At 56.9% G+C, this 18966-nt stretch carries 13 protein-coding genes; 7 read left to right on the top strand and 6 right to left on the bottom strand.

Annotation, left to right across the window (positions count from 1 at the left end; translation table 11 throughout):
- The first annotated feature begins 379 nt into the window (after positions 1 to 379).
- Both ppsA and ppsR read left to right on the top strand, forming a co-directional pair.
- Positions 380 to 2749, top strand: coding sequence for a phosphoenolpyruvate synthase (gene ppsA / locus LG203_RS11040; protein ID WP_230345812.1), 2370 nt, complete (start codon positions 380 to 382; stop codon positions 2747 to 2749).
- A gap of 135 nt (positions 2750 to 2884) precedes the next feature.
- Positions 2885 to 3706 carry a posphoenolpyruvate synthetase regulatory kinase/phosphorylase PpsR gene (ppsR, locus tag LG203_RS11035; protein ID WP_230345811.1) on the top strand — a complete coding sequence of 274 codons (822 nt, stop codon included), beginning with the start codon at positions 2885 to 2887 and terminating at the stop codon, positions 3704 to 3706.
- A gap of 125 nt (positions 3707 to 3831) precedes the next feature.
- Here ppsR and LG203_RS11030 read toward each other — a convergent pair whose 3' ends face one another.
- From LG203_RS11030 to LG203_RS11020, 3 genes are all read right to left on the bottom strand, one after another.
- The gene (locus tag LG203_RS11030; RefSeq protein WP_230345810.1) at positions 3832 to 4245 is read right to left on the bottom strand and encodes a PEP-CTERM sorting domain-containing protein; all 414 of its coding nucleotides are present in this window, start codon (positions 4243 to 4245) and stop codon (positions 3832 to 3834) included.
- A 571-nt stretch (positions 4246 to 4816) separates the two neighbouring features.
- On the bottom strand, positions 4817 to 5641 hold the full coding sequence (locus tag LG203_RS11025) for a ferritin-like domain-containing protein (protein ID WP_230345809.1): 825 nt from the start codon (positions 5639 to 5641) through the stop codon (positions 4817 to 4819).
- 79 nt (positions 5642 to 5720) lie between these two features.
- A complete protein-coding gene (locus LG203_RS11020; RefSeq protein WP_230345808.1) occupies positions 5721 to 6896 on the bottom strand; it encodes an HPP family protein in 1176 nt (391 codons plus the stop codon).
- 171 nt (positions 6897 to 7067) lie between these two features.
- Here LG203_RS11020 and LG203_RS11015 point away from each other — a divergent pair, with 171 nt between their 5' ends.
- The gene (locus LG203_RS11015) at positions 7068 to 8300 is read left to right on the top strand and encodes a PQQ-dependent sugar dehydrogenase (RefSeq protein ID WP_230345807.1); all 1233 of its coding nucleotides are present in this window, start codon (positions 7068 to 7070) and stop codon (positions 8298 to 8300) included.
- Positions 8301 to 8353: 53 nt separating this feature from the next.
- On the opposite strand, the gene LG203_RS11010 is transcribed toward LG203_RS11015, so the two are convergent.
- From LG203_RS11010 to LG203_RS11000, 3 genes are read right to left on the bottom strand one after another with little or no spacing between them, the layout of a single operon-like run.
- Entirely contained in the window at positions 8354 to 10822 is a 2469-nt protein-coding gene (locus LG203_RS11010) for an EAL domain-containing protein (protein ID WP_230345806.1), read from the bottom strand.
- Positions 10823 to 10871: 49 nt separating this feature from the next.
- A complete protein-coding gene (locus LG203_RS11005) occupies positions 10872 to 11318 on the bottom strand; it encodes a response regulator (RefSeq protein ID WP_230345805.1) in 447 nt (148 codons plus the stop codon).
- Positions 11311 to 12690 carry a sensor histidine kinase gene (locus LG203_RS11000; protein WP_230345804.1) on the bottom strand — a complete coding sequence of 460 codons (1380 nt, stop codon included), beginning with the start codon at positions 12688 to 12690 and terminating at the stop codon, positions 11311 to 11313. Before LG203_RS11000 ends, LG203_RS11005 begins: the two co-directional genes overlap by 8 nt.
- Positions 12691 to 13018: 328 nt before the next feature.
- On the opposite strand from LG203_RS11000, the gene LG203_RS10995 reads away from it, so the two are divergent.
- The 4 genes from LG203_RS10995 to LG203_RS10980 are packed head-to-tail and all read left to right on the top strand — an operon-like array spanning position 13019 to position 18944.
- Positions 13019 to 13417 carry a hypothetical protein gene (locus LG203_RS10995; RefSeq protein ID WP_230345803.1) on the top strand — a complete coding sequence of 133 codons (399 nt, stop codon included), beginning with the start codon at positions 13019 to 13021 and terminating at the stop codon, positions 13415 to 13417.
- Positions 13418 to 13474: 57 nt separating this feature from the next.
- The gene (locus LG203_RS10990; RefSeq protein WP_230345802.1) at positions 13475 to 14776 is read left to right on the top strand and encodes a TolC family protein; all 1302 of its coding nucleotides are present in this window, start codon (positions 13475 to 13477) and stop codon (positions 14774 to 14776) included.
- An 8-nt stretch (positions 14777 to 14784) separates the two neighbouring features.
- Positions 14785 to 15879 carry an efflux RND transporter periplasmic adaptor subunit gene (locus tag LG203_RS10985; protein WP_230345801.1) on the top strand — a complete coding sequence of 365 codons (1095 nt, stop codon included), beginning with the start codon at positions 14785 to 14787 and terminating at the stop codon, positions 15877 to 15879.
- Positions 15879 to 18944 carry an efflux RND transporter permease subunit gene (locus LG203_RS10980; RefSeq protein ID WP_230345800.1) on the top strand — a complete coding sequence of 1022 codons (3066 nt, stop codon included), beginning with the start codon at positions 15879 to 15881 and terminating at the stop codon, positions 18942 to 18944. Before LG203_RS10985 ends, LG203_RS10980 begins: the two co-directional genes overlap by 1 nt.
- Positions 18945 to 18966: the final 22 nt, after the last annotated feature.

Here is an 18966-nt window from a genome sequence, read left to right as displayed (position 1 = left end):
AGTGGATTAGTCCTTTCGGCCTAAATGCGTTTTAGGCTGGTGAACTCGGCCGTTTTTACTGTATTATTTCAACCTGAATCAGCATGATTTTGCTGCACTTGTGCAGCTGGCGTCTGCCATCAAGAATAGATAAGGACTATGGCAGGACACATGATTTAGTCGTATATGTGAAAGAGCTGGGGAGCGGCTCCTAACATGTCGCCTGCTCAAGGCAATATTCTCGTGGTTGTGCGTTCAGTGCACTCAATAGTGATATCAATAAATTTAAGCCCAGTTTTAACAAGCCTGTCAGCAGTGTTTATGCATTTGCTAACTCAACAACCTTGAAATTATGAAATTCATACGCGCCTCAAAAACGCTATGAACGCATGAGGAAAATATGTCGGAATACGTCATTGCTTTTGAAAAGTTGCGAAATACGGATGTGCCTGAAGTTGGGGGCAAGAATGCTTCGCTGGGGGAAATGATCAGCCAGCTGACTTCAAAAGGGGTTCGCGTGCCTACCGGCTTCGCGACGACGGCCCATGCCTATCGCGAGTTTCTGGCGCAAGATGGTCTGGCAGATCGCATCAATGCCGAGCTCGACAAGCTGGACGTGGAAGATGTGACCGCACTGGCAGCCTGTGGCAGCAAGATCCGCGAATGGATCATGCAGGCTTCTTTCCCGGCAGCCCTGAAAGACGCCATTGCCGAGCATTACGCCACATTGACCGCTTCCTCCGGTCAGAATGTCACTTTCGCCGTGCGTTCTTCTGCTACCGCGGAAGACTTGCCTGACGCATCCTTTGCCGGTCAGCAAGAAACTTTCCTCAATATTCAGGGCCTGGACAATATCCTCCACGCTATCAAGGAAGTATTCGCTTCCCTGTATAACGACCGTGCGATTTCCTACCGCGTACACAAGGGCTTCCTGCACGCTGATGTCGCCTTGTCCGCAGGTATCCAGCGCATGGTGCGCAGTGACATTGGCGCCGCTGGCGTGATGTTCACCATTGATACCGAATCCGGCTTCAAGGATGTCGCCTTCATTACCGCTTCTTACGGCCTGGGTGAAACCGTGGTGCAAGGTGCGGTGAATCCTGACGAATTCTATGTACACAAGCCATTGCTGGCCCAGGGTCGTCCTGCCATCGTGCGTCGCACGCTGGGTTCCAAGGCCATCAAGATGGTGTTTGGCGATGTGCAGCAGGCTGGCAAAAGCACGGTCACCAAGGATGTCGACCCTGCCCTCAGCATCAAGTACTGCCTGACCGACGAAGATGTGCTGGAACTGGCACGCTATGCCGTGATCATTGAACAACACTACGGTCGCCCGATGGACATCGAATGGGGCAAGGATGGCGTGGATGGCAAGATGTACATCCTGCAGGCCCGTCCTGAAACCGTGAAGTCGCAAACCGGCAATGTGATCGAGACCTTCCAGATCAAGCATGGCAGCACACCAATCGTGACTGGCCGTGCCGTGACGCAAAAAGTGGGCGTAGGCCCTGTGCGTATTGTGCGTGACCCAGCTGAAATGAACAGCGTGCAGCCAGGCGACGTGCTGGTGGCTGACATGACTGACCCGAACTGGGAGCCTGTGATGAAGCGTGCTTCTGCCCTGGTGACCAACCGTGGTGGCCGTACCTGCCACGCCGCGATTATCGCGCGTGAACTGGGTATCCCCGCGATTGTAGGTTCCGTGGATGCGACCGATGTGCTGAAAGATGGCGACATCGTGACCGTCTCCTGTGCCGAAGGCGAAACCGGCTATGTATACGCTGGCGCGCTGGACTATGAAGTTTCCAGCCAGGAAGCCGCCGCACTGGGCAAGGCTCCGGTAAAGATCATGATGAACGTGGGCAACCCTGACATGGCGTTCAGCTTTGCGCAGACACCAAATGATGGCGTTGGCCTGGCCCGTCTTGAATTCGTGATCAACAACATGATCGGCATTCACCCCAAGGCCATCCTCAATATTGATACCCTGCCAGCCGACATGAAGGCAGAAGTACAGCGCCGTGCCAATGGCTACGCCAGTCCGCGCGACTTCTACATTGAAAAAGTCGTCGAAGGTGTAGCGACCATCGCTTCTGCGTTCTACCCCAAGCCCGTGATCGTGCGTTTGTCGGACTTCAAGTCCAACGAATACAAGAAGCTGGTCGGTGGTGATATCTACGAGCCGGATGAAGAAAACCCGATGATCGGCTTCCGTGGCGCGTCGCGTTACATTGATGGCGATTTCCGCAAGTCATTCGATCTGGAATGTATCGCCATGCGCAAGGTGCGCGAGGAAATCGGCCTGACCAACGTCGAGCTGATGGTGCCGTTCGTGCGTACGCTGGATGAAGCCCGTGCCGTGATCGAGATCCTGGAAAGCCATGGTCTCAAGCGCGGTGTGAATGGCTTGCGCCTGATCATGATGTGCGAAATCCCATCCAATGCCTTGCTGGCTGAGCAGTTCCTTGAGCTGTTTGATGGCTTCTCGATTGGCTCCAACGACCTGACTCAGCTCACGCTGGGCATGGACCGCGACTCCGGCTTCTTCTCTGCCGGTTTCGACGAGCGTAACGATGCCGTCAAGGTGCTGTTGAAGATGGCGATTTCCACTGCCAACCGCCTCAACAAGTACGTCGGTATCTGTGGTCAAGGCCCATCGGACCATCCCGATTTCGCTGAATGGCTGGTGAAAGAAGGCATCCAGTCGGTATCGCTTAACCCCGATACCGTCGTGACCACCTGGCAGCGCCTGGCCGCCGCCAACAAGTAGTAATTAGTGTTATAGTCCAAGGGCTGCCGTAAGGCAGCCCTTTTCGTTGATACACCGCGCTGCCGCAAGGCAGCCCTTACGTTGGCTAGCGCTATCACTGGCCTTTTACTCGACCATCTACAGAGCGCCCTGATCATGACCCATGACCGTTCCGTTTTTTTTGTTTCGGACAACACCGGTATTACGGCTGAATCCATTGGCCATTTGCTGGCGCACTTCCCAACAGTCAAGCTGCGTCAGCTTCGTTTCCCGTTTATTGATACGCTGGACAAGCTGCAGGTTGCGATTGACCGTATCAAGGAGGCCAGCAAAGAAGACGGCGTGCGTCCGATTGTCGTCATGACGCTGGTCAAGCCAGACTTTCGTGCCAAGCTCAAGGAAGTGGATGCCATGTTCCTGGATCTCTTCGGTACCTTTATTGATCCGCTTGCCAGCGAGCTGGGTCTTGAGCCCTCGCAAGGCGTGGGCATTACCCACGGCGCCGCAAGCCAGGGTTATAACAACCGTATTGAAGCGATCAATTTTTCGCTTGGCCATGATGATGGCATGACCAACTCCGGTCTGGAAGAAGCCGAGGTTATTCTGGTGGGCGTATCGCGCTGTGGCAAAACGCCAACCAGCCTGTATCTCGCCATGCAATTCGGCATCAAGGCCGCCAACTATCCGCTGATTCCGGAAGACTTTGACCGCATGCGCCTGCCCGCCGTGCTGGAAAATTACCCGGAAAAACTTTACGGCCTCAGCATCAGTCCTGAGCGTTTGCATTCCGTGCGTAGCGAGCGCCGCCCCAACAGCTTCTATGCCTCGCTGGACAACTGCCGTGATGAAGTTGCCAAGGCGGAAGATCTGATGAAGCGTGCTGGCGTCACCTGGATCGATTCCACCCACCGCTCCATCGAAGAGCTGGCCACGGTTATTCTGCAAAAGATCCGCGTGCCGATTCGTCAGTACGGTTAATATTTGCAGGCGGACGGTCATCTGAATTGAACGCCATGCAATAAAAAAGCCCCGCTTACGGGGCTTTTTTATTGCAATCCCTGCGTATAAGGCAGGGGCACAACCCTATGCAGCGTCACCGATGATTACAGGCTTTTTCTGCGTTTGAAACCAATATAGCCAATGCCAAACAGCATCATGGTGGTGGTCAATGGCTCTGGAACTGCGCTGGCGACAACAAATGTTTCAAGCTGGGTAATACCTACCTGGTTATACAGATTCCCCGCATTCAGGATCTTGATGGTGTAAGTGCTGGCAGCAGAAACCCCGGAGAACAGCCAGTAATATTCAAGCTCGCCAAAGTTTGAGTTTGAATACGACACAATGCTGGTGGCGGCGAACGATGTGCCATCGCCCGTATGCAATGAAGCATCGGTCAATACCGGGGCCTTGTAGGTTTCAATGCGTACATAAACGTCAAAGGTATTGGTAAGGGTGGCATCCATATTGGAAATGGTCGTTGCAATGATGCCACTGAGATTGCCTGCCGGATTTGGCATTGAAACGTTACCACTGCCGTAATAAGACGTGGCTGCCAAAAATTGAGGGCCGCCTGAGTATGGATAAAAATACACGCTGCCTGTACCACTGCCGGGGTTGTCCGGGGTTGTGTCAGTGGGCAAAACGTCAAATACATTCCAGCCTACATAGTAGGTCGGTGTAGCGGATCCCCAGGGTGATGCTGAATCCCAGGTATCAAAGGCCGCTTGGGCTGGGGTGATAAACCATAGTGTGAGAGCAAGTAGTGACATTAAAGACGTTAGTTTTTTCATGATCTTCCCTGATTTTATTTTTGAATAATATGAAGTAATGCGACTAGTACTATGCAAAATGAATGCCAGGTGGGATTTTTTCAATAAAACCTATTGTATTCAATTGCTTAATTAATGGTTGTCTGATGGCGAGGTTCGGGAGATACGATATATCCCCTTTTTTGTGCGGGCCGTGCACAAAAATGTTATTTATTAATAAGTTACATAAGAAAATGCGACGTGTTTTATTGATTGCATTTATTGAAGTTGGCACGTTGGACGCTCCATCCTGCACTGCAAGCAGGGAGTGACAAGGGAGCTAGCTGGGCACCTGTCCCAAGAGCGATTCCAGCTCGGCATCACTAAAACCTGCCGCACGGCGGGCTTCCATATTGAAAGGACCGCGCAGGGTGGGGGCGCTGTAGCGGGCGGCCAAATCGGCATAGGTGGCCAGGGGCTCGAGATTGCCTTGTTCGCATAACCAGCCAAACCAGCGGTTGCCGATGGCAACATGGCCAATTTCATCCCGCAGGATGATATCCAGAATGGCGGCGGCGGCCATATCGCCAGCCTGGGCGAGTTTGGCGCGCAGGGGGGGCGAGGCATCCAGGCCGCGGGCTTCCATGGTACGCGGGACCAGCGCAATGCGTGCCAGGATGTCGTGCTCGGTGCGGGTGGCCATTTCCCACAGGCTGTTGTGGGCGGGGAAGTCGCCATAACGGTAGCCCAGTGTCACGAGGTGTTCTTGCAGCAAACTGAAGTGGAGGGCTTCTTCCTGCGCCACCTGCAGCCAGTCGGCATAAAAGGCATCTGGCATGCCGGGGAAGCGCCAGATCACATCCAGCGCCAGATTGATCGCATTGAATTCGATATGGGCCAGCGCATGAATCAGCGCGGCGCGGCCTTCCACGGTGCGCATGTTGCGGCGCTTGACGGCCAGCGGCGACACCAGCTCGGGTTGCTGGGGACGGCCGGGAATCGACAGCTGTGCCTGGTCTGGCGCCATAGTCAGGTCAGCGGCGCTATTCAGTACAACTTCACCTGACTGATACGCACTATGCAAGTCGGTGACGCCTGCGACTTTGCGGCTGGGGTCTGGTTCGGCCAGCCAGGCGAGGGCGGCTTGTCGGAGTTCAGTAGGCATGACTATCAAGGCTTGATGGGAGCGGGCAGTGTAAACCATCCCTCAGTAGCTGGGAAACGATGCAGGTCTGCAGCTTGCATCATCCGCTCGCCATGCTGTTGAGGCGGCCACGGTAGAGCCCGGCGATCAGGTCGGACTGGCTGATCATGCCAGCCAGGCGGCGCTCCTGATCCACTACCGGAATATGATGCAGATTGTGTTCCGACACCAGGGGGATCAACTCCACAATGTGCATGTCGGCGCTGGCGGTGATGACCCGGTTGGTCATGATCTGGCCCACCACTTCCGGTTTGTCGGTATGGGTATAAGGGATGCGTTGCACCACCTGCTTCAGCTTGCTGGCAATGCTCCGATAGCCAGAGAGATCCGCCTGCCGCATGAAATCGCCCTGGGTAATAATGCCACACACTCGACGTGCCTTGTCGAGCACGGGCAAGGCCTTGAGATGATGGCGTAGCAGCAATTGCCAGGCCTCTTCCAATGTCGTGCCAAATTCCACCGTGATCAGCGAGCGCGACATGATGTCCTGGCAGCGTATTTCGCCAAAGCGGCGGCGATAGGCATGCATTTCGGTCTGCAGGAACAAGGACTCCAGATCATCTCGGCTGATGTCCAGCACCTGGTTGTAATCCTTGAGTACGGCATCCATGTCGGCGTGGGTAAAGCCCATGCGTGCCAGCGGCGGCATATCCTGCGTCTCATGCAGCGAACGCTCCGGCTCCAGTTGCTGGGCATGCGGGTAAGGGCGCCGCGTAGCATTGTTGTAGATCAGCGCGACGACCAGTAGCAAGAGTGAGTTCAAGCCAACCGGCATCAGCACATAACTCCAGCCCAGCTGGTGGATGGCCGGCCCGCCGATGACGGCGGTCAAGGCGACAGCCCCACCTGGCGGGTGCAAACAGCGCATGGCAAACATCAGGCCTATCGCGAGGAAAATGGCGGCCGCGGCTGCCAGCAGGGGCGAGGGTATCCAGCTGGCACAGAGGACACCGGCGATGGCCGAGAGCATGTTGCCGCCCATGATGGACCAGGGTTGCGCCAGCGGGCTGGCCGGGGCCGCATACAGCAACACCGCTGATGCGCCTATCGGCGCCATCAGATACGGCAGGCTGGCATTGCCGACCAATAGCGCACTCACGCTGGCGGTGATCAATATGCCCAGCAACGCCCCGCAGCAGGCCCGCAGACGTTCGCTGTGGCTGACTATATTGGTTTGCGGGCGAAAGCGCCGCATGAACTGCATCAGGGTATGCATGGGGCAGGCGAGGCCAAAGTCGAAAGTGGTATTTTACCGTAGCGGCACTACAATGGTGCGGAATGCCGGGAAAATCACCCGCCCAAGGAAACTATGCGCGCGGGTGGCGGTCGGTAATAAAACAATAAATAAGGCGATGTGCAGCGGGGCTTGCGCATGGCGAAAGAAAGCATGCATTTCAACCGAAAAAAAATTATCAAAGTTCTGCTCTTTATCGTGATGGTCATCGGCTTGTTCATGCTGGGTGCCAATCAGTACCGCATGAAGTGGTGGCCGTTTGAAGATGGTTTTGAAAGCCTCAGCATTGATGAAATCCTGCCGGACCAGACCGCCAAAATAGGCTCGGTGTTCGGCACCGAAAACCTCCGCATTTATAATCTGCCGATTGACGACGAGTTTCCCTCCGGGCCTTTTGAAATCCTGGGCAACAAGCGCTTTCTGTTTATCAGCAAATGTGGCGAAGCCTACTTTACCGCACTGGATGACAATGACATCGAGCGCACCCAATCCCCGCAGCGCTTGAGCAAATCCGATGAGGACGATGATGACGTCAAGCCGCTGGTGTACTGCCAGGGGTCGTCCGGCGTGAAGGACAGCCTGCGGGTGAATAATTCTCTCTATGTCAGCTACATCGTATGGGACGACATGCAGAATGGCGCGCGTCTGGCCGTGTCGGAATTTACGCTGGACGTGGTGAATAGCCGCCTGGTGTACAAGCGCGATATCTTCACTAGCTCCCCCGCGATCAAGGAGCCTTTTTTGGGCATGCAGGCGGGCGGCAAGCTGGCGCTGGGAGAGAGTGATGAAGTTGTATACCTGGCCATCGGGGATTTTGGCAAACCCCAGGGCGTACAGGATACTTCCACCTCCTTGGGCAAGCTGATGAAAATCAACACCAAGACCGGCAGCGTGGATTTGTATGCCTCCGGTCTGCGTTCACCTTCTGGTGGCTTGTATTTTGACCACGAAGCAGGCGATTTATGGGAAACCGAGCACGGTCCGCGCGGTGGTGATGAGATCAATCTGATACGTGAAGGCTCCAATTATGGCTGGCCGCTGGTGAGTTACGGCACCATGTATGAACGCGATGGCAATGGCGATTATTACGGCAATAGCTACAACGGCCATGATGGCTACGAAAAGCCCATCTTCACCTTTGTGCCCTCCATAGGCGTGGGCTCGATGGCGCGTTATCCCAAGTCAGGCCGCAATGCCTATTGGGAAAACAGCTTTTTTGTGGCGGGCATGGCCACCACGACGCTGTATCACATGAAAAAGGAAGGGCATCGTCTGGTGTATGCCGAGCCGGTGTTGAGTGGTTACCGCATTCGCGTGGTGAAGATTGATGCTGATGGTCGCTTTTACCTCAAGACCGACCACAACCAGCTATTGATGTCTGAATAAATCGTGAACGCAGTTGAGATGCTGGCTCTTACCTTAACACGATTAAAAAAAACTTAAACCTCAGGCAAGGCCAGGCGCCCGCCGCTTTGCAGCAAGGCTTCGATCTCGGCAAACGGCCGCGGGCGACTGAGCAGATACCCCTGCACCTCGTCGCAACCATTCTCCAGCAGGAAGGCGTATTGATCCACGGACTCCACACCTTCGGCAATCACCTGTATCTCCAGGCTATGGGCCAGGGCGATGATGGAGCGCGCAATAATGGCATCGTTATACGTGGTGGTGATGTCATTGATGAAGGACTTGTCTATCTTCAGCCGATTGATGGGCAGGCGCTTGAGGTAAGACAGGCTGGAATAGCCGGTGCCAAAATCATCCAGCGATAGCTGCACCCCGAGCTCGCTGATCCGGTTCAAGGTGATGATGGATTCCTCGATGTTGTGCATCAGCATGCTCTCGGTAATTTCCAGCTCCAGGCATTGCGGGTCCAGGCCGGAATGCTGCAGGGTTTTTTCGATGCAGTGCACCAGGTCTTTTTGTTCCAGTTGTCGCACGGAGAGGTTCACCGCTACGCGTATGGGTGGATAACCAGCCAGCTGCAATTGGCGATTCTGCTGTGCGGCGGTTTCCATGACCCAGATACCGATCGGCACAATCAGGCCATCATCCTCCGATAGCGGAATGAATTGCAGCGGCGGAATCAGGCCCAGATTGGGATGCTGCCAGCGTATCAGGGCTTCCATGCCAATGATCTGGCTATTGCGCATGCACACCTGCGGCTGATAATGCAGCACCAGTTGCTGCTTTTCCAGCGCGTGCCATAAATCGTTTTCCAGTGACAGCCGGTGGCCCAACTCGGCATTCATCTCCTTGGCGTAAAAACGGAAATTATTGCTGCCGCTGGCTTTGGCCTGATACATGGCGCTATCCGCATTCGATAGCAACGTATCGGCATTGCGGCCATCATGTGGAAAGTTGGCCAGCCCGATGCTGCAGGTGATGGTGAGCTGTTTGCCGCTGATGATGAAGGGGTTGATGATGGTGTTGCGTATGCGTTGCACCACGGTATGGATGCTTTCATCCAGCGACTGGCTGGTGAGCAGCAGGACAAATTCATCGCCGCCCAGCCGCGCCACGGTATCGCCATCGCGCAGGCAGGATTGCAAGCGCTGGCCCAACAGGCGGATCAACTCATCGCCCGCGCCGTGTCCCATGCTGTCATTCACCCGCTTGAAATTATCAATGTCCACAAAGGCCACGCTGAATGCCCAGTTGTGGCGGCGCGCCTCGCTGATGGCCTGCTGCATGCGTTCTTTCAGCAGGTTGCGGTTGGCCAGCCCGGTCAACGCATCGTAATTCGCCTGCCGTTCCAGGGCTTCCTGATATTGCCGGATCTCGGTGATGTCTTTTTGCACACCAACAAAATAGCGTGGCTCGCCGCCATGGGGGTCAGGCACTGGCGCCACATACAGCTCGTTCCAGAACAGGCTGCCATCCTTGCGATAATTGCGCAGGATGGCGTTGCCGGGGCAGCGCTCGCGTATCGCCGTGCGTATTTTTTCCAGCTCGGGTTGATCGCGGTCATGCCCCTGCAAAAAGCGGCAATTGCGGCCGATGGCCTCCTGCGCTGAATAGCCCGTTACCAGTTCAAACGCCCGGTTCACATAGATCAGCGGCATGGCAGATTGCGTCACATCCACAATCAGAATCGGCGTCGCGCTGGCTTCAATGGCGTGGTTACGTAGCAGCAGCGCTTCTTCTACCTTGCGCTGCTCGGTGATGTCGATGCCGATGCCACCGATGTGATTGAAATTGCCATCTATGTCCTGCACGGGGAAGGTGGTGAGCAGCCACAGCTTGACATCATCTGCCTGTGGAAACTGGCGGACATGCTGGATCGCCTCGCCCTGTGCCAGCATCTGCTGCTCGGCAGCCCGTATTTCCTGCGCCAGCTGAGGCGGAAACAGCATGGTGTCTTGCTTGCCGATGATCTCCTCATGCGGCATTTGCAGCGCATCGACGGTGCTGGCGTTGGCAAAAATATACTGGCCGTGCTGATCCTTAATGAAGGCAATGGCGGGCAGGTTCTGCATGAACACCCGAAACAGGCGGTTACTGTTTTCAAGCTCGCGTTCCATGCGCCGATGCAGGGCTTTTTCTTGGGCCCGTTCTAGCGCCGAACTCACCGCACTGGGCAGTCGGCTGAGGTTATTCTTGATGATGTAGTCTGTGGCGCCATTCTTGAGCGAGAGAATGGCGGTTTCCTCGCCTATGGTGCCGGAGACAAAAATGAAGGGAATTTCCGGGGCCACTTCGCGTGCAATATGCAGTGCCGACATGCCGTCAAACTGCGGCAGGGAATAATCGGAAAGAATCAGCTGCGGTTGATAGTCCTGAATCTGGTCGCGGAAATCCTTCTCGGTTTCTACCCGCATGAATTCGCACGCCATTCCGGCGCGCTTCAGCTCCCGCAGCGCGAGCTCGGCATCAGTCGGACTATCCTCCACCATCAGGATACGCAACATTTGGTTCCCCCTATTCCCCGGTTTTGAGGCCAGGGCTGTTTGCCAGTCGTTACTGGTACTGCGGGATCTTGTTCAATATTGCCCAGTAGCAACCCACTTTGGACACTTCCTCCACAAACTGGTCAAATTCGACTGGCTTGACCAGATAACTGTTCACGCCCAGCTCGTAGCTTTTGACGATATCGCGCTCCTCAGCGCTGGACGTCAGCATCACCACCGGGATCATGCGTGTTTCTTCGGATTTCTTGATTTGCTGCAATACTTCGATGCCATCTACCCTGGGCATTTTCAGGTCCAGCAAAATCAGCTTGGGCGAGTGCTTGGCTCTGTGCTCGAATGCACCCTGCCGGAATACAAAATCCAGTGCCTCCTGACCATCTTTCAGCCACAGTATTTCATTGGTCAGGCCGATTTTCTTGAGTGCGCGTCGGGTCATTTCGGCGTCGGTCTCGCTATCTTCGACCAGCAGGATCTGTACTTGTTGCAAATCATCCATGATGAGGTTCCTTCCAGGGTAAGCTGAATCCAAACACACTGCCTTCGCCTAGCGTACTTTTGCCCCAGACCTGGCCGCCATGCCGCACGATGATGCGCTGCACAATGGCGAGCCCGACGCCGGTCCCGGGAAATTCATCAGCACTGTGCAAGCGCTGAAATACACCAAACAGCTTGTTGTAATACCGCATGTCAAAGCCGACACCGTTATCTTCTATTTCGTAACTCACCGTGTTGCGGTTGTGGCTGGAGCGCACAACCACCTTGGGCTCCGGCTTGGTTTTGCTGTACTTGACCGCGTTGGAGAGCAGGTTGATCAGCACCTGCCGGATCAGCGCACGATCGGCATGTACCGTCAGCAGCTGTTGCAATTCGAGCTGGGTGTTATGTGCCATCTGGTCGGCCGTGACCTCCAGCCATACCTCGTGTATCAGCGTGGGCATATTGATGGGCTCGGCCTCAATCTGCTTGCGGCCAGAGCGCGCGAATTGCAGCAGGTCATCGATCAACTGCCCCATCTTGCGACTATTGCTGCGCACTACCGACAGCAGGCGCAAACCTTCTTCATCCAGCTTGTCGCTGTAGTCTTCCTCAAACATGCGCGAGTAACCGTCAATCGCGCGCAAGGGCGCCCGCAAGTCATGCGAGACGGAATAACTGAAGCTCTCCAGTTCACGGTTGGTGATTTCGAGCTGCGAGGCGGTGGCCTCGGCTTTGCGTTGCGCCCGCTCGCGACTCTGGATTTCCTTGATCAAGAGCCAGAAGCTCAGGCCCAGCATGCAGGCGGCCAGCAGGTTGCCGATCAAAATCCATTGCCGGGTTGAGGCGGCTTCGTCTTCCATGGCTTTCAAACGCTGCCTCAGCAGGCTTTGTTCGGTATTCAGAATGTTGGCGGCCTGCATGCGGATGTCCTGCATGATCTGCTTGCCGGTATTCAGCATGCCCAGAAAGACCGGGTCCGTCGCCAGGCGATGATATTCCAGCTTGGTGGAAATAATGTCGCGCATGGAATCCAGCTTGTTCTGCACGCGCGCATTGAAGGCCACGACCTGGCGCTGCTGAATCGGGTTGTCGGCTGTCAGTGACTGCAGTTTTTGCATGTCGGCGGGCAGCTTGTGCACGACCTCTTCATAAAGGTGAAAAAAATGCGGGTCATTGGTCAGCAGGTAGCCGCGCTCGCTCGACTCGGCTTCTTTGATGCCCGCAGTGACTTTATCCAGCTGTATCAGCACGGTATAGGTGTGGTCGACCCAACGTGAGCTGGCCACGAAATGTTCGGTACGGGTATAGGACAGATAGGCGATCGTGGCCAGCAGCAGCATGGCGACGCCCATCCCAATCGAAGTGAGCAACTGCTTGATTACCGGTTTCATGCCAAAACGACCTCCTGCTGTGAGGTGATGCTGTTTCTTGATGCGGTAAAGCCAATTGTAAAGATTTGTTACAAGCGCCATAGTAGCCAAGTTGCGGCGTACGTGCTACCCATAAAAAATAATGGCTGCGGATAGCCTGGCTACTTCCATCCCGATGGCAGGCGAATATGCAGCCCTGGCCATCCTGCAAAACATGCGGTGTTATAGGCAGTATCGGCTGTCATTCTGAATACTGTTGGGTATGTCATTATTTTTGTTAGAAAAAATAAACTGCCTTGTGACGCAGACTTCATTTGCCAGTACCCCCTTAATTTGTTAGATTTGCCGCATGCTGCGCCGTCCATTCAAATCCATGTCTGTAGTCATCGTGCTCTGGCTTGCCCTGTTGCAAGTCTTTGCGCCGTTCATTCATGGGCATCTGGAATTGAATGCAGAAGATCAGGGCCATGGCCTGCACATGCATGCAGTGGATATCGATGTGCCCGAGATGCATGCCGCTGCCGATCATGTCAGCATGGGGCATGCCGCCCTGCATACGGTCACTGTCGAGCACGGCCTCAAGAATGATCAGGATCTCTTGATTCAGGCACCCATGCTGGTGTTGGTTCTCGTGTTACTGCTGGCAGTCCCCGCCAGCAAACGTCACTTCCCCCCTGTGTCTGGCACGCATGCCAGACGTCTGCAGGTTTATTCGCCTTACCTTTCCCGAGCGCCACCTCTCGCCTGAGTTATTGCATTGAACGCAGCGAAAAGCTGCGCCAGATAATAGCTTCAGGAGAAATCTATGTACCAGAAACGCCTGTTTGGGCGTGCTATGCCATATATGTTTTGCATAGGCATGTCATGCGTGGGCGGCATGGGGGCCGGGATCGTGCTGGCGGCGCCATTGGCCGCCGATGCTCGCCATGCTGATGTCCTGCACACCGATGTTGTTGAACCCGATGCGGCCTTGAGCCTGCATGAGGTGGTTGAGAAAGCCTATTTACGTAACCCTACCCAGCCGATATTGGCAGCCCGCATGGCCGAAGTGCGCGCGCGCCGCACCGTGGCAACATCGTTCCTGCCACAGGCACCTGCCGTCGGCATGAGCGCGCAGAACGACGCCGTCGGCAGTGGCCGCGGTGAGCGCGACTGGCAGGCCGAAGTCGAGCTGCCAGTCTGGCTGCAAGGCCAGCGCAATGCCCGCAAACATGTGGCCGATGCCGCCGATGAAGACTTGGCCGCCAGCCGCGACAGCCTCAAGTTGCAGGTGGCTGGCTATGTGCGCGAGGCCATCTGGGATATCCGCATGAATGCCAATGCCCTGGAGCTGGCCGACCTGCGCTTGAACACCGCCATGGCGCTGGAGCACGATGTGCAGCGGCGCTTTGAGGCGGGCGAGCTTGCCAAGACCGATCTCATGCTGGCGCAGAACGAGCGCATCATTGCCGAAACCGGGCGCTTGCGGGCCGAGGCCGAGCTCATGCATGCGCGGCATCGTTACATCATCCTCACGGGTTTGCACACCATGCCGCAGCAGCTGGATGAAGCGCAGTCTGCGCTGGAAGATTACAGCGAGCAGCATCCCTACTACCGCGAAGCCATGTCACGGCTGGGCCTCACCCAGCAGGCGCGCGAGCTGGCCCGGCTGGAGCGGCGTGAAAATCCGCAAGTCATCCTGAATGCGCGCAGCCAGCGCGGCCCATTTGAAAATGCCTTTAACGACAGCATAGGCCTCAAGTTGCGCATTCCGCTGGATAGTCCGGTGCGCGCCGCCCCCATTGAGGCTGCGGCCGAGATGGAAGTCGGCCGTGCCCAGAGTGCTCGCGACAGCCTGATCTATCAACTCGAAACCGCCATGCACGAAGCCGAGCACAACCTCACGGTCAGCCGCGCCGAGCTCGAGATGGTCACGCGTCAGCAGGCGCTGGCCCAGGAAAACCTGCGACTCGCCAACAAGGCCTTCCAGCTCGGCGAAACCGACCTGGTCGGCCTGATGCGCATACAGGCGCTGGCCTACGAGGCTGAGCGCGCACTCACTACCCGGCGCATACAGCTGCAATGGGACATTGCCCGCTATAACCAGGCGGTTGGAGTATTACCATGAAGAAGAATATGAAACAGACAATGTGGATATGGACCCTGATGCTGGCCTTGTTGCCCGGCCAGCTGGTGCAAGCGGCGGATATCGCCTTTACCGAAACACAACAAAACACGCTGGGCATCCGCGTCGCCGCCCTGGGGCGCAATACGCCGGTCAGCAGCCATCGCCTGCCTGCCGAAATCATGATCCCCATCGGGCAGGAGCGCATGGTCTCCGCTCCGCAATCCGGCCTCGTGGATACCCTGTATGTGGCCGCGGGTGAGGATGTCAAAGCCGGGCAGCCACTGGCGCATATCAGCAGCCCCGAGCTGATCGCCCTGCAGCGCGATTACCTGCAGGCACTCACGCAATATCGCCTGGCGCAAAACAACCTCAAGCGCGATCAGGAGCTGTATCAGGATGGCATTATCGCCAAGCGCCGTTTCCAGACCACGCAAAGCGGGCAGGAAGAGCTGAGCGCGCTGCTCAATCAGCGCAAGCAGGCCTTGCAGCTGGCAGGCATGGGCGCGGGTGGGATTGCCCAGCTGGAAAAATCCGGCCGCATGACGAGTGGCATTACGCTCACCGCCCCGGCCGCCGGGCAGGTGCTGGAGCAACTCGCCGCCGTTGGCCAGCGCGTGGATCTGTCGGCGCCGATATACCGTATCGGCCGCCTGCATCCGCTCTGGCTGGAAATCAGCGCGCCTTTGGAAGTACTGCCCTATGTCAGCGTCGGCATGCCGGTGAGCGTGCCCAAGTACGGCGCCAGCGGCAAGTTGATCCACATCGTGCGCAGCGTGAACAAGAACGACCAGACCGTGCATTTGCGTGCCACGATTACCACCGGCACCGAGAAGCTGGCCCCCGGCCAGTTTGTGGAGGCAGAAATCGGCGGGCTGGGTACCAGCACGCACTTCAGCGTGCCGCGTCCGGCCATTGCCCGCCATGATGGCAAGACCTATGTGTTTGTAAAAACCGCGCAGGGCTTCCGCGCCATGCCGGTGGAAGTGGTGTCCGAGCAGTTTGAAGAGGTCGTCATCAATGGCGACTTCACCGGCAAGGAGCAAGTCGCCGTCAGCGGCCAGGCCGCCATCAAGGGGCGCTGGCTGGGGCTGGGGGCTGAGTGATGCTGGCAGCCCTGATCCGCTTATCCCTGACCCAGCGGGTATTGATGCTGGTGCTTACCGCCATGCTCTCCTTTGCCGGGGTGCAGGCGTTTCAACAACTGCCGATTGATGCGTTTCCGGATGTCTCATCCACCCAGGTCAAGATCATCATGAAGGCGCCGGGCATGACCCCCGAGGAGGTCGAAGCCCGTATCACCGCGCCGATTGAAGTGGAAATGCTGGGCCTGCCCAGGCAGACCATGCTGCGTTCGGTGGCGAAGTATGCGCTCACCGATATCACCATCGACTTTGCCGAGGGTACTGATATCTACTGGGCCCGCCAGCAGGTCAATGAGCGGCTGAGCGCGGTGCTGCCCAATCTGCCGCCGGATGTGTCGGGTGGCGTGGCGCCCATGACCACGCCGCTGGGCGAGATGTTCATGTTCACGGTGGAGGCACCCCATCTCAGCCTGGCCGAGCGCCGCAGTCTGCTGGATTGGGTGATACGACCCCAGCTGCGCACGGTGGCGGGGGTGGCGGATGTGAATTCGCTGGGGGGCCTGGTGCGCAGTTTCGAGATCATTCCCGATAACTCGCGCATGTATGCCCGCGGCGTGACGCTCGATGCCCTGCAAAATGCCTTGATCGAAAACAACAACAACGACGGCGCTGGCCGCCTGAATGATGGTGAGGAATCGCTGCTGGTGCGTGCCGAAGGCCGCCTCAAGACGCTGGAAGATGTGCAGAACACCGTGATCCGCACCGAAGATGGCATTCCGGTGCGGGTGGCCGATGTCGCCGCCATCCAGCTAGGCGCATTGACCCGTTATGGCGCGGTGACCAGCAATGCCAAGGAGGAAGTGGTCGAAGGCCTGGTGCTGGGCTTGCGTGGTGCCAATGCGCGGCAGGTGGTGAGCGGCATCAAGGCCAAGCTGGCCGAGATGCAGCCGACCTTGCCCAAGGGTGTCAGCATTCATGTGTTTTATGACCGCAGCAGTCTGGTCGATAGAGCCGTGTACACCGTCTCCAAGGCGCTGGTGGAAGCCATTGTGCTGGTGCTGGTGTTGCTGCTGCTGTTCCTCGGCAATCTGCGGGCGGCGCTCACCGTGGCGCTGATCTTGCCACTCGCGGCCTTGTCCACATTTTTGCTCATGCAAGAGTTTGGCCTGTCTGCCAATCTCATGAGTCTGGGCGGGCTGTCTATCGCTATCGGCATGCTGGTGGATGCCGCCGTGGTGGTGGTGGAAAACATCGCCTCGCATCTGGCGGATAACAAGCGTGGCGCCGGCTTGCCACGCCTGCATCTCATCTACCGTGCGGTGCGCGAAGTCAGCGTGCCGGTGGCGGCGGGCGTGCTCATCATCATCACGGTATTCCTGCCCTTGCTGACGCTGGAAGGGCTGGAAGGCAAGCTGTTTCGCCCGGTGGCGATGACCATTGTGTTTGCGCTTTCCGCCTCGCTGCTGCTGTCGCTGACGGTGATTCCGGTGCTGGCTTCTTTTCTGCTGCGCAAGATGCCCCACGGAGAACCCTGGGTGGTGCGCAAGGCATTGGCGCTGTATGAACCGGCGCTGAGGTGGGCGCTTGCTCACGGCCGAGCCCTTGTCATTGCTGCGTTTGTTGCCTTGGGGCTGACAGTGGTGGTGTATCTGCAGATAGGCAAGATTTTCATGCCGACGCTGGATGAAGGCGACATTATTGTCGGTGTGGAAAAGCTGCCCTCGATCAATTTGCAGCAGAGCCTCACCACCGACATGAATGTGCAGCGCGCCATTTTGCAGAATGTGCCGGAGGTAAAGGAAATCTATTCGCGCACCGGTGCCGATGAGCTGGGGCTGGACCCCATGGGCTTGAACCAAACCGATAACTTCCTCATCCTCAAGCCGCAATCCGAGTGGCGCCAGCCAGATAAAGCGGCCCTGATCAACGACCTGCGCAAGGTGATGGAAGAGCTGCCCGGCCTGGCCTATAGCTTTACCCAGCCGATTGATATGCGCGTGAATGAAATGATCCTCGGCGTGCGTGGCGATCTCGCTATCAAGATTTTTGGCAATGATCTGGATGTGCTGGACCAGAAAGCGCAGCAGCTGGTGCATCTGCTTCAGGGTATCTCCGGCAGTCAGGATGTCTACACCCCGCAAAACAGCGGTGTGCAATACATGCGCATTGCCATTGATCGGCTGGCGGCAGGGCGCATGGGCTTCAACATGACCGAGATCGAATCCATCCTGCGTGCGCAGCTCGAAGGCAAAGTGCTCTCCGTGGTGCAGGAAGGCCAGCGCCGCACACCCTTGCTGGTGCGCGGCGGCGAGAGCCTGCGCCAGTCCGCCGCTGACTTTGGCAACCTGATGCTGACATTGCCCAACGGCCGCAACATTCCGCTATCTGCCGTGGCCAAGCTGGAGCGGGTGGAAGGCCCGGTGAAGATAGACCGCCAGCGCGGCGCCCGCATGGTGATCGTCACCAGCAATGTGCGCGGTCGCGATCTGGTGGGATTTGTGGAAGAAGCGAAAGCCCGTGTGCAAAAAGAGGTGCAGCTGCCCGAAGGCTACTCCATGACCTGGGGCGGCCAGTTTGAAAACCAGCAGCGGGCCGCCGCGCGGCTGGCGATTGTGGTGCCTGCGGCCATTGCCATGATCTTCCTCATCCTGTTTGCTACCTTCCATTCGGTGCGGCAGGCCACGCTGATTCTGTGCAATATCCCGTTTGCCATGATAGGTGGCGTGTTTGCCTTGTGGCTGTCGGGCGAATACCTGTCGGTGCCCGCTTCTGTGGGATTCATTGCCTTGCTGGGCATTGCCGTGCTTAATGGGGTCGTGATGATGTCGTATTTCAACCAGTTGCACGCGCAAGGCCTGCCCATGCTGGAAGTGGTAATCGAAGGCGCCAAGCGTCGGCTGCGGCCGGTGCTGATGACAGCCTGCATTGCCGCCTTTGGCCTGCTGCCCTTGCTGTTTGCCACCGGCCCAGGCTCGGAGATTCAACGCCCGCTGGCGATTGTGGTGATCGGTGGCTTGTTTACCTCCACCGTGCTTACACTCATTCTTCTACCCATGCTTTACCAGCGCTTTGCGCATGCCAAATAAGGAAAAAACAATGCAAGAGTCC

Source organism: Methylovorus mays (assembly GCF_020531915.1).
Taxonomy (GTDB): Bacteria; Pseudomonadota; Gammaproteobacteria; order Burkholderiales; family Methylophilaceae; genus Methylovorus; species Methylovorus mays.
This window is presented reverse-complemented; position numbering and strand designations above follow the sequence as displayed.